13 protein-coding genes are annotated in these 13,876 nt (G+C 39.9%); 5 read left to right on the forward strand and 8 right to left on the reverse strand.

Annotated features, from left to right (window positions below):
- Window positions 1–71 precede the first annotated feature (71 nt).
- The gene (gene bamG / locus DMZ48_RS15980) at window positions 72–1,313 is read right to left on the reverse strand and encodes a BamG family beta-barrel-assembly machinery protein (RefSeq protein ID WP_143956174.1); all 1,242 of its coding nucleotides are present in this window, start codon (window positions 1,311–1,313) and stop codon (window positions 72–74) included.
- A complete protein-coding gene (locus DMZ48_RS15985) occupies window positions 1,306–2,592 on the reverse strand; it encodes a DUF4270 family protein (RefSeq protein ID WP_162558743.1) in 1,287 nt (428 codons plus the stop codon). Before DMZ48_RS15985 ends, bamG begins: the two co-directional genes overlap by 8 nt.
- A 286-nt stretch (window positions 2,593–2,878) precedes the next feature.
- Between DMZ48_RS15985 and DMZ48_RS15990 the strand changes: the two genes are divergently transcribed.
- Genes DMZ48_RS15990 through DMZ48_RS16000 form a run of 3 tightly spaced genes read left to right on the forward strand, consistent with a single transcriptional unit; the run spans window position 2,879 to window position 5,039 of the window.
- Window positions 2,879–3,886 carry a Kelch repeat-containing protein gene (locus DMZ48_RS15990; protein WP_143956176.1) on the forward strand — a complete coding sequence of 336 codons (1,008 nt, stop codon included), beginning with the start codon at window positions 2,879–2,881 and terminating at the stop codon, window positions 3,884–3,886.
- 15 nt (window positions 3,887–3,901) lie between these two features.
- Entirely contained in the window at window positions 3,902–4,264 is a 363-nt protein-coding gene (locus DMZ48_RS15995) for a DUF4907 domain-containing protein (protein WP_143956177.1), read from the forward strand.
- A 49-nt stretch (window positions 4,265–4,313) separates the two neighbouring features.
- Window positions 4,314–5,039 carry a LytR/AlgR family response regulator transcription factor gene (locus DMZ48_RS16000; protein ID WP_162558744.1) on the forward strand — a complete coding sequence of 242 codons (726 nt, stop codon included), beginning with the start codon at window positions 4,314–4,316 and terminating at the stop codon, window positions 5,037–5,039.
- Between the two features lie 434 nt (window positions 5,040–5,473).
- On the opposite strand, the gene DMZ48_RS16005 is transcribed toward DMZ48_RS16000, so the two are convergent.
- The 6 genes from DMZ48_RS16005 to DMZ48_RS16030 all read right to left on the reverse strand — a co-directional run bounded on the left by DMZ48_RS16005 (window position 5,474) and on the right by DMZ48_RS16030 (window position 8,985).
- On the reverse strand, window positions 5,474–6,247 hold the full coding sequence (locus tag DMZ48_RS16005) for a zinc-dependent peptidase (RefSeq protein WP_143956179.1): 774 nt from the start codon (window positions 6,245–6,247) through the stop codon (window positions 5,474–5,476).
- A 371-nt stretch (window positions 6,248–6,618) separates the two neighbouring features.
- Window positions 6,619–6,909, reverse strand: coding sequence for a GNAT family N-acetyltransferase (locus DMZ48_RS16010; protein WP_143956180.1), 291 nt, complete (start codon window positions 6,907–6,909; stop codon window positions 6,619–6,621).
- Between the two features lie 18 nt (window positions 6,910–6,927).
- Window positions 6,928–7,152 carry a (4Fe-4S)-binding protein gene (locus DMZ48_RS16015; RefSeq protein WP_143956181.1) on the reverse strand — a complete coding sequence of 75 codons (225 nt, stop codon included), beginning with the start codon at window positions 7,150–7,152 and terminating at the stop codon, window positions 6,928–6,930.
- Entirely contained in the window at window positions 7,149–7,730 is a 582-nt protein-coding gene (locus DMZ48_RS16020; protein ID WP_143956182.1) for a TMEM175 family protein, read from the reverse strand. The genes DMZ48_RS16015 and DMZ48_RS16020 overlap by 4 nt, the downstream gene beginning before the upstream one ends.
- 16 nt (window positions 7,731–7,746) lie before the next feature.
- Window positions 7,747–8,136 (reverse strand): DUF302 domain-containing protein, encoded by a 390-nt coding sequence (locus tag DMZ48_RS16025; RefSeq protein WP_143956183.1) that lies wholly within the window; start codon window positions 8,134–8,136, stop codon window positions 7,747–7,749.
- A gap of 222 nt (window positions 8,137–8,358) precedes the next feature.
- Window positions 8,359–8,985 carry an RNA polymerase sigma factor gene (locus DMZ48_RS16030; RefSeq protein ID WP_143956184.1) on the reverse strand — a complete coding sequence of 209 codons (627 nt, stop codon included), beginning with the start codon at window positions 8,983–8,985 and terminating at the stop codon, window positions 8,359–8,361.
- Between the two features lie 104 nt (window positions 8,986–9,089).
- Between DMZ48_RS16030 and DMZ48_RS16035 the strand changes: the two genes are divergently transcribed.
- Both DMZ48_RS16035 and DMZ48_RS16040 read left to right on the forward strand, forming a co-directional pair.
- Window positions 9,090–10,235, forward strand: a complete 1,146-nt coding sequence (locus DMZ48_RS16035; protein ID WP_143956185.1) for a FecR family protein — start codon at window positions 9,090–9,092, stop codon at window positions 10,233–10,235.
- A gap of 137 nt (window positions 10,236–10,372) precedes the next feature.
- Window positions 10,373–13,858 carry a SusC/RagA family TonB-linked outer membrane protein gene (locus DMZ48_RS16040; protein ID WP_162558745.1) on the forward strand — a complete coding sequence of 1,162 codons (3,486 nt, stop codon included), beginning with the start codon at window positions 10,373–10,375 and terminating at the stop codon, window positions 13,856–13,858.
- Window positions 13,859–13,876: the final 18 nt, after the last annotated feature.

The raw sequence follows: 13,876 nt of genomic DNA on the forward strand, positions 1-13,876 counted from the left end.
AACCGGAAGGTATCGAACGTATAAAAAGAAAAAGCCAGGACCTCCTGGTATTTTCTTTAAGTATTCATCTATTAATTGATCCAGCGTTTCTGGAACCAAAGGTCTGTTAGATTCAGATTGATATTGATCGTATTGTAGTTCTCCTGAATCAGGAGGTTACCCGATTCTCCCGACAATCCGTGCGTATAATTGATATTGAGGATGGAACGACCACCGATTGGAATTCCGATACCAAAGGTTGCCGAAGTGTTCGAAATTGATTTATGATCGATCTCGAGATATCCAGTGTCATAATTAAATCCGGCAAGAAGGATAACACTTTCCAGATAATTTCGGGGTTGCGCATTGAAATATTTGAAACTGAAATTGTAGATAGACTGATCTTTGTAGGTTCCGATATCATCGGTTTGATCGGTGACACTCCAAAATCTTTTATTATAGTCGATATCTACGACAAATTTTTTCAGGAAACTGTAATTAAGTCCGAAGCCCATACGCCATGGTAAGGTAAAATCATCGATCTGTGTGCCTTCTTCCGACTCTACCTCTGAGGATACCCCATATTTACTTTTGGTGATGGTTCTGTCCATTCTACCGTTCATGGTAGTTTGGAGGTCTGTTAGTGCGCCAAAGGTTAGGTTCTTGGTGAGCTGATAAGTTGCGCCGAGTCTCAATCCTATTCCGCTATAATAATTTGTTTCATCGATATCGATACTGGCTTCCCAGGTTTCAATGGATTCTTCCTGCTTAATACTTCCGAAAAGATACTGCATGCCAAACCCAAGATTTAATTTATCGGTTAGTTTATAACCATAGCTCAGATTCAGTTCATTGATTCCCCCGGATCCGGAAACACTCGTGATATATTCTTCGGTACTTCCTTCGATATTATCCACTTGTCCGGTCAGAGAATAGCCTACTGTGGAAGAGGGTGTAAGCGAAAGACTTACACCGGAGCGCTGGCCGGTCTTAGTGGCAAAGGAAAGATTGGAGAAGTTGGAAACACTTACCGATTCCGAAGTGTCATTATTGGAGATCTTATTGAGCTCTGTTTTGAGGCCGATATCCATGATAAAGATCTTGTCTTGTAAGGATGAAAGGGTCGCAGGGTTAATACCATTGTAAAAATAAGCACTGTTCCAGGCCGTACCACTGAGGGAAGTACCCGTCGATAATCCTGAATTCGTATAATTTGCAGTTCCAAGTCCGAACAGCGAATAGGGTGATCCGGATAAATTGTTGGATTGTGCACTGATGCTTTGTGCGGAAATAATGGCTACTACCGCAAGCAGAAGCGTAAAATTTTTATTCATCGTAAATTCCGTATTTAACAATTAATTTGGGACGATATTCACCCTGATCGTTAATGATCAGTTGGTCTACCGTTGAATTAAATGAGTTAGGGTGGATAGTGATCGCGTCTTCGGTGATATAGGTTTCGTTCAATTTATCTTCGATATAACCATCGATTGGGAGTGTATAATAATATTGCTGAAATTCTTCGTCATAGAGCAGGGTGGCATAGACCGACCCAACGAAATCATCTGACAATTGAGATTCCACTTCATTGTGATTATTCAATAGTGATACCGTCAGGCTGTCCCGGAATACTTCGGTGTCATGAATCAATGGATAAATGGTAAGACTGGCATTTAGTACCACTCCTTTATTAGGGAGATCGAAAAGGTTTCTGAGAGTGGGGAAACTTATCGAGGTCATATAGCCTGTGCTACCTTGAACATAGCTCATGCTGTCGGTTTCTGAGGATCTAAGTGTGATATCCTGATCAGTAAGTTTGTTGAAAAATGAATTATCTCGTGTTGCCGAAGTTTTGTTATAGGAACTCACATCATTATCCAGGATATACATATCGTAGGTGAGTGATTCGTCCTGGATCTCTGATGGAATAGTGTAGTAAAACCGAAGATAGGTGTCACCTTGATCTTTTGAGTATCCAAGTACTGTTCCATCATCGTCGGTAGTTGGTTGAATGGTAAGACCTTTGAAAACTTCTCTCAAATCTGGCGTTTCATCAACGATACCGGATCGTATCGGGTCAAAGATGTTTTCACCTACTTCCCAGGGAATACGGATATAAAGAGAATCTGAGAAATTAGGTTGAGGATAGAATTCGATACTCGCGATACTGGTAGCATCATAGCCGAATACAGAAGTATTGTAAAGACTGTTGTCATCTGATGTGAGCTCATCCTGAATCAGATGTATATTATAGTGATTGAGTTTCAGGGTGTCTTTATAGTAATAGGTGTCAAATCCAAGGATCAACGCTACACTATCGAGAGTTGCCTGTTTAGGAATATCGAATGAAGAGGGTGAAAGCTCGAAATAGGCTTCCGATCGTACAGTTCCAAAATAGGGGTCCTGATATTGTCCGGCAAGTAATCTGGTAGCGGAGGAGGTTGCCAGACTGTCCAGTTTAAATGTGGAGACCGCAACGCTGAAAGTATCGATATAAATGATTCTTGCGGATGAATCAGTAAAATCTTCCCCGGCTGTGAAGTCGTCGTAGGTATCAGGCGAACAGGCTGTTAACAGCACGATTCCGAAGAGGATGAATATTGCATTTTTCATAGTGACCATGTTAATGAGGCTCAAAGAACCCTATTTGCCTCCGGCTATTAAAAAAGAATATACATATAGGGGTGAACATCCAACGAAGCCCTTAAAATCATCGATAAATCAGCAGGATTCGATTGATATGTGCCAGAATCCGGTTTGTAGACGGAATTCCCGTATTGGTATATCTTATTTATTCAAAAGAGGAATTTCTGATATGTTCGCTTCGTAAATCACAGTTTCGGTGAAATGGAATTCAGGTAAGATCTCACCGGACTTTAAAATTTAACCCCACAATAAAATGAAGGAGCTTTTACATTTAAGATTAAAATTTATTGGGCCATTGTTTGCATTGGCCGCGGTCATTACCTCCTGTTCTTCAGACGATGATGATGACGATTCAGGAAACTGGGTTGAAAAATCGGTTTTCGATGGTGTTCCCCGCAGTAATTCTGCTGCGTTTACCATTGGTAGTACCGGATATATGGGTACTGGTTATGATGGAGATGATTATTTAAAAGATTTTTGGGCGTATCACATGGGCGGTGACTATTGGGAGCAATTGCCGGAATTTCCGGGAGAGGCACGAAGCGCAGCCGTTGGATTTGCGATCGATGGTGCTGGTTATATAGGACTTGGTTATAACGGAGATACCAATAAGGAGCTTGGAGATTGTTATCGTTTCGATACGTCAGCAAATGCCTGGACTCAGGTGGCTGATTTCGGCGGAACGGCGAGAAGAGCTGCTGTTGCATTTTCTTCAGACTCCTATGGATACGTAGGTACCGGTTATGATGGTCAAAATGACAAAAAGGATTTCTGGAAATATGATCCTGCAAATGACACCTGGGAAGAGTTGGTTGGATTCGGAGGAACCAAACGTAGAGATGCTACTTCCTTTAGAATAGCAAATAAGGTCTATATGGGATCCGGAGTTTCAAACGGATTGAATCAGGATGATTTTTGGGTTTTCGACCTTGATGCTGAATCCTGGACCGCATTGAACGATCTCGATGAGGAGGATACTTATGAACTGGTAAGAAACAATGCAGTTGGATTTTCTCTGAACGGAAAAGGGTATTTGGCACTTGGTGTTTACAGTTCTTCCAGTACAAGTTCTGTATGGGAATATGATCCTTCAGATGATACCTGGGAAGAAAAAACTTCCTTCGAAGGAGTGTCAAGACAGGGATCAGTAGCTTTCTATAATGATGAAATGGCATTTATAGCCCTTGGAAGAAGTGGAACACTGTATCTCGATGATACCTATCAGTTCTTTCCAAATGAAGAATATAACGAAGACGATTAATCAGAATCGAGTATCATGAAGAAGTTAAAAAGATCTTCCGGATTCGTAGGGCCCATCGCAGTTTTAATTGCGTCGATCGCAATTCTGTGGGCGTTGGGAATTCTACTCACTAAAGAACCGGGATTCAACCTGAAACTTGATGAGGATCAAAGCGGTTGGTCGTATTCAGTGTTTTTCCATGAGAAACTTATGATCAAACAACGATATGTTCCTGGGGTCTCAGGAACCTACAAATTTGAAAACAAGGAAGGTGCTGAGGCTATAGGAATGCTGGTTATTCACAGACTTCAGGAAAAGACAAATCCCAGAATTACGGCTGCAGACCTAACCGGGATGCGTATTAAGATCAGGAGGGTTGCCTTGCTTGGGACGGACTAAAAGACCGTTCGGGGAATTTATTGGATGATTAATTCGAAAAATGAATGAAATGAAGATAAACTGTATTATTATCGATCCCGATCCGTTGGCGGTTCGGTATTTCAGGACCTATTGTAAATTATTAGATCAAATTTCATTGCAGGGAACCTATTCGAATGCACTGGAAGCGATCGAAAAGATCAATTCGGGAAGGATAGATCTTATCATTGCAGCGATAGATACACCGTTTATTAATGAAAGAGAATTTTCGGAGGCACTTGAATATAAGCCACTGTTCATATGTACGCTTCCCGAGCAAAAATTCATGTCCAAAGGAGTTGCCTGGCATCCGTTGGCCTATTTAAAGAAACCGGTGGAATTTCCGGAATTTGTAAAAGTAGTTTCTAAAGTTCTGGAAGTTTTTAATTCGGAGGGTACGGGTAGTAATCTGGTCTCTTCCGATGGAAAAGCCGTAAACTTCAATCAAATGCTTTATGTTCTTCAGGAAGAAAGCCAGATTCGAATCAATGTGAACGATATCGTTTATATACATGAATTTAAAGGTCAGCGTAGAATATATCTCGATTATGGCAAACCGGTGCTTACCTCCATGAGTTTCGATGAAATTGAAAATAATCTGAATGATTCTAAATTTATACGCGTTCATGATTCATTTATGATCAATACCTGTAAGGTTAAAAAATTCAGGGATACCAGAGTTGTGGTCAATGGCACCTGGATACCCCTGGGTACTACTTATCGCGATATGTTTCTGTCGCGTGTAGGTGTTTTTTAGAGTGTTAGTGAATTATTAAAGGAGTATTATGTTCAAACAAAGTTTTCATAAAGGTGTGGTTTAAAACCTGAAACAATCCCCAACCTTGACCGGATATACCTGACCAATATATTCGGCTTTAAGCACCCTAATGGAACTTCCTCCTTCACCTGAGCCACGCTGGTTACAAATCTTGCAGGCTGAGGTTGAAGGAGTTTTTTTATGATATGATTTCATATGTTTTAGTTAAGATCTTCTGGTCTGTTTGCGCAATGGATATCGACGATCCTGCTTACCGCAGGCAGGATCTATTGGCATTTGAATCTGATCCTATTTAAGGTGATTTTAGAAGTGAGTTAAATTATATGAGGACTTCTCTAAACAGCAATGAACTTCAGGTAGAAGGCAGCGAGAGGAAATAGATTAACTTAAAAAAAGAGAAGTAGTGACAGGGCTTAAAGGGTTCTCAATATTCGGGTTGGATTTTCGGTATGTCTGGGATCCTGTTTGAGCAAAAAGCACATACAGTTGTAGAATTCGGGAGCATCAGCATGAAAATCGAGAGGCCTTTCAAAGAAGGTTTCCAGTGCAACCGCAAACATTTCCATAAGGTTGGTACCACCATATTTTCTGAATACTGTGGTTTGTCCTTGTCGAATCCGGGCGATCTGTTTAATGCCAAGGCGTTCCCATTGCTTTAACTGGCCGGGATGAAGTATACGCTGAAAATAATTTTTCTTTGAATTTTCAAGGATAAGACAATGTGCAAATTCATGCAGAGCCAGATTGATTCCGTCACTACTTGATTTGAATCCACTTTCAATAGCCGGCCAGCTGAGGTTGACCGAACGGGTTAATGGATTTACATCTCCTTTTAAATAGATATTGCTGTTTTTGTAGGTGTAGTTTTTGGAGAACAGTACGATCCTGTTAAAGTATTCCAGTACATCGTGGTTCAAACCAAAAGTGATCTGTACAAAAGCACTTCCCAATAAAAGCTGCATTTCCCGCGTAACCGCAAAACCTTTTTCTGATTCGATTTGTGCAGACCCTAAAAAGCGTAAAGTTCTTATTACAAATTCCTTCTTTTCCCTTTCGCCCAGTCCTTTAAAATAGGAGTTCCACTGCATAAGAACATCATGACATTCCGCTTTGGATGTCTTGCTCAAAAAAAGATCGTATAATCGATACTTCAGATCAATAAATGTATATCTAACAGTGCTTATCATAGGTTGATCAGGGTTGTTGAATGTTGGCGGAACTCCGGGAACATTCCTCTAAAGATAGCACAAATTAATTATGTCGTTTATATTTTTAAATATTCCCGGAAAGGAGGCGACGAATTAACCCATAGCGAGCGTCAATGAACGAAGCTAAAGTGAGCGTCAGCGAACAAATCCAAGTGAGTGTCAGCGAACTAAATTCAGTGATGCGAAAGCGAACAAAGCGTCACCGAATTAACCCATAGCGAGGCGATAGCGAGCATTAAGGTCACTCAAGGGAGTTTTGCGTCAGCAAAACAATCCGCGACACTAGAGAACAGATTGCGGGAGCAATCAGGATCGACACTAAGCACCGTCAGGTGCCGACACTTCTAACGTTAAATTCCATATCTTACATCCGCAATCTCTGGCGTAGTATCAAACACCTTCTTCGCAAAGGGACATAAGGGGAGTATCTTCTGGTCGTTTTCTCTTGCATATTCAACCCCTTTCATCACGAGGTCGTTCCCATATCCATTTCCTGAGAATTTTTCATCGATCTCAGTATGGTCAATAATAAATTTAGAGCTGCCGGCCCTTGTATAGGTCATTTCTCCGGCGTGTTCATCATCGACATAGATGACGAATTTTCCTTTTCTTCCGTTGTCTTCCTGTTCAATTCTTGTCATATTAGTGAGGGGATGTAATTATGATTCTTTTTCAATTTTGGATTTAATGCTCAATGCCCCAGACGGACATTTTGAAACTTGATCGATCAGGGCTTCAGAGCTCGCATTTTCTATCTTGATCCATGGCCGATCCTTCGGATTGTAAACTTCGGGAAGCGTCTTTACGCAGATCCCGGAATGTTGACATAGTTCGGGTTTCCAGAGAATGGTGATCTCACCATTGCTGTATTCCAGTGTTTTCATAGTTCTTCTGATATTATCTTTTCGATTCTTTTGTCCGGGACGATCCAGATGATCGCAACCACTATATAAAGCATTAGGCTTATGATTGGTATCCAGAAAGATATGATCACGCCCAGTGCATAGAAAAGGATACTTATCAATCCTTTAAGATCTTTGCCAAAGGCCTTTTTCAACTTGGAATTGCTGCCTTCATATTTCATTACCTTCCATACCAGGATTCTGTAGGCGATTGCTGCCATCATCAGAACGATGCCGTAAAGAGCAACCGGATTTTTTTCAAAATGGTTTTCGCCCATCCAACCGGTTACAAAGGGAAACAGCGATAGCCAAAACAATAAATGAAGATTTGCCCATAATACATTTCCATTCACTTTACTTACTGCCTGCATCAGATGATGATGGTTGTTCCAGTAAATACCGATATACACAAAACTGCCAAGATACGTCAGGAAAACTGGCAAGACCGGAAGTAAAGTTTCAAATTCGGGTCCTTCCGGAACTTTCATTTCCAATACCATGATAGTAATTATGATGGCTAATACACCATCGCTGAACGCTTCAAGTCTTCCTGTTTTCATCGTAAGCGGCAGGGGGTTATAAGTTTGCGATTACTTTTTTTAGCTTATTCTGTACATCGGTTGCAATTTCACCGAGATCTGGATTTTCAACAGTACTCATTGAAGCGATCGGATCGACTGCGACAACCTCAATCGAGCCATCCTCATTCTCTTCTACGATCACATTACAGGGCAGAAACACACCAATTTTATCTTCACTGCAAAGAGCTTTATGCGCAAAATGAGGATTACATGCTCCCAGAATCGTATATTTTTTAAAATCCACATCAATTTTCTTTTTGAGTGTTTCTTTAACATCGATTGTGGTCAGCACACCGAAGCCTTCCTCCTTCAAGGCTGCTGTGACTTTTATAATGGCATCTTCAAAGGTTGTGCCTTTTAAATTCGTGTTAAAATAATAGCTCATGATTTCTCAAATTTAATAATAGAGGTATGTATTTTAAGAATAGGAAAGATAGTGATTTTAGGGCAGAAACAACAGTAGTCAGATCACGTAGCTCTTTGATTGGGAAGGTGTATAGTTTATGGCTAATAAATTAAAAACTTCCCGTTTTTAAACGGGAAGTTACAGTTGGTTAGGTTTATATAAATATGGTTGTGGTAATTGTTAATAAATAGCAGGATTGCATTACGCTGAGCGTACGGAATCTTTGGGAGGTGTTTGTGAAAATTCAGCCCAGAGAAAGAACAGGAGCTCCATACCGGCACCGTTTGCTCTAAGCACCTTACGTAATTGACGCAAAGCTTTTGACATTTGACCTTCTACCGTCTTAATGGAGATTTTTAAATATTCTGCTATTTCCTGATTCGTGAGTCCTTCTTTTTTACTTAGAACAAATATCTCTTTACATTTATCCGGAAGGGAATCAATCGCCTCATCGACCTGAGTCATTAAGTTTTTGAACTCGTGCTCCTCTACCAATTCAAAAGTGACGGTCTGGATAATTTTGACATGTTCTTCGTCAACTTCGTTAACTGTTGAAGATTTTTTTTTGAAATCCATACATTCATTAAAAACCGACTTGTATAAGTAGCTGTTAAGACTGGATTCTACTTGAATTTTATCTCTTTTTCTCCAGAGACGGAGAAAAACATTTTGAACGATATCTTCTGAGTTTCCTGCATTTCTAAGAATACCCGTAGCATAGGCGCACAGCCTGTGATGGTAGCGATCGATCAGGTATTTATATGCGTTGACATCACCATTACGTAATGCTTCGACAAGTATTTCATTTGTAGGAAAATCTTGACTCATACAGGGTTAGGGGGAATAAAACTTTTTCAATATTATAAAAAATTATAAATAAACGTAAGGGTTGTGAATTTTTATGTCGTCTTATCAATAAATCATGAACAGAAATGAGTAAAGAGCAGGTTTATCATTTAATTTTTAAATATTTATCAGGGGATATATCTGAATCGGAAAAGAATCAGCTTGCTGATTATCTTAAGGATCCTGTCAATAAAAAACGCTTCCGGCAATTGGTAAGAGCAGATTACCTGGCTGATTTAAAACTGGGTAATTATGACAGTGGTTCCCTCATGAAAGAAATACTCAATGCTTCAGAAAAAAGTAATGTACCTGTTAAAAGGATTAAATTTTCATCGATTCTTAAGTATGCCGCGATCCTGATACTTTTTGCTGGTGGAAGTTATCTATTGTATCTCCATAATGAGAATGATAATTTGAGTACTGACATTAATTATAGCAAATACGTAACTATTGAATATGATGATGGTAAGATCGATTCAATAAATACTGATATGACCAGCGATTTAGTGACCAGTAAGGGTCAGGTGATCGGTAAACAGGTAAGTACGAGAATAGCACTTTCAAACTTCGATATGTCAGTACCTCCGGTCACCAATACTTTACGGGTGCCTTATGGGCATATGATGGAACTTGCATTGAGTGATGGTACTTTGGTAATCTTGAACTCAGGTTCAACCCTTACTTTTCCGTCATATTTTAAGAATAGTGGAGCTCGCGAAATAATACTGGAGGGAGAGGCATATCTCGAAGTTTCCAAGGATTCTTTGAGACCCTTTCGTGTTCTTTCAGACAAGATAGATGTACAGGTATTGGGAACCCGATTCAATACTTCTGTTTATGAAGATGATGCGATCACTGCGGTGACACTTGAGGAGGGTAGTGTATTGGTAACTAGAGATGCAGATTCCATCAAGTTAGACCCCTTGGAACAGGCAACTCTGGTAGCAGGTCAAATGTATAAAAGACGTGTGAATGTTGATAGATTTACTTCATGGAAAGAGGGTAAACTGATTTTTTATAATGATCGGTTTTCAGATGTTCAGAAGAAGATCGAACGTTACTATGCGGTTAAGATCATTAATGAATATCCTGAAATAAATGATCTTTTATATACCGGAACCTTTGATGTGGAAACCATTGATGAACTGTTTCAGGCATTCCAACTAACGGTAGCCTTCAACTATGAAAAAGATAATGATGTAATAACCATTAAAAAACCAGCGCCTATGTAGATTACTCAATCAAAAAAAGGAACCGTTGGCACCGATTCCTTTACTATGATTTCAGCAACTAGTTAAATAAACCAAAATCATTCAAATTTATGAAAAAAAAGTATGACATCTCAACATGCCATAAAATAGGCTTTAAGATGAAAATATCCCTACTACTTTGTATTTTATCACTTTTTCAGATCCAGGCCGGATCCGGCGGACAGCTAACACGAATATCGATCGATATTCAGGGAGCTAGTTTACAGCAAATATTTGAGGAAGTTGAAGCAAAGACCGAATATAAGGTCTTGTTCAGAAATGATGATGTAAAGTACTTTGATGATATCACGATTACGGCTGAACAAATCCCCGTAGATGATATAATCATAAGAGCTCTAAATGGTACAGGGCTTGCCTATAAAGTACTGGCAAATCAGATCGTGATTTATAAACCCAGTACCATACACGACCGTAGAAAGGAGAATACCACCGAAAGCAGACAGGAGCAACGCAATATTACTGGTAATGTAACTTCAATGGACGGCGCACCTCTTTTCGGGGTAACTGTGGTTAACCAGAATACCGTTAAAGGGACCGTAACTGATGAACTGGGGCAATATTCGATCAAGGCTTCGATAGGGGATAGCTTGTCATTCAGTTATTTGGGATACGTCACAGAAAAGAGGGTCATTGGAATTGAGGTGCGAATCGATCTGACTCTTGAAGAGGATATCAATGAACTGGAGGAAGTAATGATAGTATCCACCGGTTTTCAGAAAATCGAGAAAGCAAGTGCAACTGGATCCTTCAGCTCAGTGAAGGAAGAACAATTAGGAAAGCCATCAACCAATATTTCTTCCCGTTTAATAGGGGTAGTGCCCGGGGTACAGGCTTTTGTTGATGAGAATGGCGATGCATCCTTTGAAATCCGCGGGCAGAGTAGTTTAAATGCCAATAGAGATCCACTTGTAGTCGTGGATGGTTTCCCGATACAGGGAGGGTTCAATTCCATAAACCCAAATGATGTGGAGACTGTTACCATATTAAAAGATGCGGCAGCGGCATCAATTTGGGGAGCTAAATCCTCTAATGGCGTAATTGTGGTAACCACTAAAAAATCTCATGGAAAATCACCGCTGAAAGTAGAGTTCTCAACCTTCACGCGATTTGCTGACAAACTCGATCTTGATTATGTGAATCCTCTGGCAACGTCTGAAGAGACCGTTGCATATGAAATCGAATCCTTTAATAACTGGAGAGCACCGATACCTGATCCGGTTGCTTTACCCTACTATTTTTTCAATTGGTCTGAAGTGGCGACAACGCTTCAACAGGCCAAATTGGGTAATATCCCGGAAAGCGAGCGGGACAGACTATTACAGCTTTACAGAACATCTTCCAATAAGGAACAGATTAGAAATAATCTGTTAGCAGCTCCTATGAGTAATCAGTATAATTTAAGTCTTTCAGGAGGAGGGGAAAGGATGAGTAATTTTCTTTCATTGATGTATGAGGAAAACCAATCTAATTATAAAGAAACCTATAGCAAAGAATACATGGTGAATTACCGAACCAATGCGGCGGTATTTAAATGGTTGGATCTAAATGTATCTGCGATGCTCCAGAAACAGGAGTTTACTAATAACGGTGTTACCTTAAGCGATATTCAAGGCTTATCACCTTATGAAATGTTGATCGATGAAACTGGGGGATTAAACAGTATAAATAGATATTATAAACCACTGCTGGATACCTATATTCCTCAGGGTGTTTTCCCGTTTGAAGATTGGGGATACAACCCCATTCAGGAAATTAATAATAGATCTGTAACTTCCGATCCCAGCAATATAAGATTGCAGGGAGGACTAACCTTTAAGATTCTGCCAGGTTTTAGCGTTAACACCCGTTTGCAATATGAAAATATAAAGACCAGTGGGAAAGCGTACTATGGAGAAGAGACCTTCTATGTAAGAAATCTACTTAATACAACCTCTTCATGGGATATGGCGACAAATACAGTAACCCCTAATTTGCCTATTGGAGGTGTTTTAAGTCGCAGTAGCAGCGATCTGGAATCCTATAATTTCAGAGCACAGATAAATTATGATCATCTTTTTAACCAAAAACATCGTATCAATTTCATTGGAGGTACCGAAATTATCGATACGAAAATCAAATCTTATGGATATCCGATTACATATGGATATGACCCAGTAGCATTAACCTCGGGAATCTTTCCGAACGGAGCAACAGGCACCAGGAATTTTTTGGGACAATCTCAGACCTTTTCATATGCATCTTCGTTCTCGAAGTCTACGGACCGGTACTTTTCAACCTATGCGAATCTTACCTATACCTTCGATGATAAATATTCCTTATCCGGAAGTTTCAGAACGGATGCTTCGAATTTGATAACGGATGACCCCTCATTTCGATATGACCCATTCTGGTCAGCCGGTTTTTCCTGGCGTGCCGGTCAGGAAAATTTTTTGAAAGACATTAATTGGTTAGCGGATCTTACGTTCAGGGGAAGTTATGGCTATAATGGAAATGTTGATAAATCGACATCCTTTAAACCGTTGATCAGTTATGCTTCAACGCCGAATATTTATACGGGAGATCAAACTGCAAGTATCAGCAATTTTGGAAATCCTTCACTTCGTTGGGAACGAACAAGGACAATAAATTTCGGACTTGATTTTTCTCTTTTTCGCCGTTCTGTGTTTGGCTCTGTGGATGTGTACAATAAGAAGAGTGAAGATCTTGTTGCCAGTATTTCTATTCCGGCTGCAAATGGAACAGATACACAACGCTTCAATAATGCGTCGATGTTGAACAAAGGTATTGAAGTAGCAGTGGGCACCTCTATCCCTGTTATCGGAAATAAGGTCCGCTGGACAGGAAATATAAACTTTTCCTATAATGATAATGAGATCACAGACCTGTATGTGGTGAATTATAACGCCTACACAATGATACGTGGAGGATCCGCTTCCTATGTGGAAGGAAACAATGCACAATCGTTATGGACCATGATCTATGGAGGATTAGACGAAGATGGAAGACCAACACATTTAGGTCCGAATGATGAACAATATAACTTTGTTTTGAGTTCTCTCCCGGGCAACGGACTCGATTACGTTGTAAATAAAGGTACTCTGGTTGCGCCTTATGTATTAGGTTTTACATCGGCTTTTGATATTTATGATTTCAATCTGTCGTTCATCGTAACCGGCAAATTCGGACATGTTTTTAAGAGACAGGCATTTAATTATCCTTCGCTGTTTACTACGAAATCGTTACCCAACAGCAGTCTCTCTGAAATTCGAAATTCAGATCCGTCAGAAGTGATTCCGTTACCTACGACTCCTGATGAATCCATGTACTATTTATGGGATCGTTACTATCCATATATGGATTACCTGGCCACCAATGCCTCCCATATCAGAATGCAGGAGATCAACCTGACCTATAATCTGCCACTTGACAGAATCATGAGATCTAATGCTAAAGTACAGTTCACTTTACAAGCCAACAATGTTTTTACGATTCTGGCTAATAATTATGGTGAAGATCCTGAATATCCGCTGGGTACCATTAACCCACAACCCACGATAACCTTAGGAACAAAATTTACATTCTAACAAATGCAATAAAAAGAA

The sequence above is a fragment of the Robertkochia solimangrovi genome, assembly GCF_007279655.1.
Classification (GTDB): domain Bacteria; phylum Bacteroidota; class Bacteroidia; order Flavobacteriales; family Flavobacteriaceae; genus Robertkochia; species Robertkochia solimangrovi.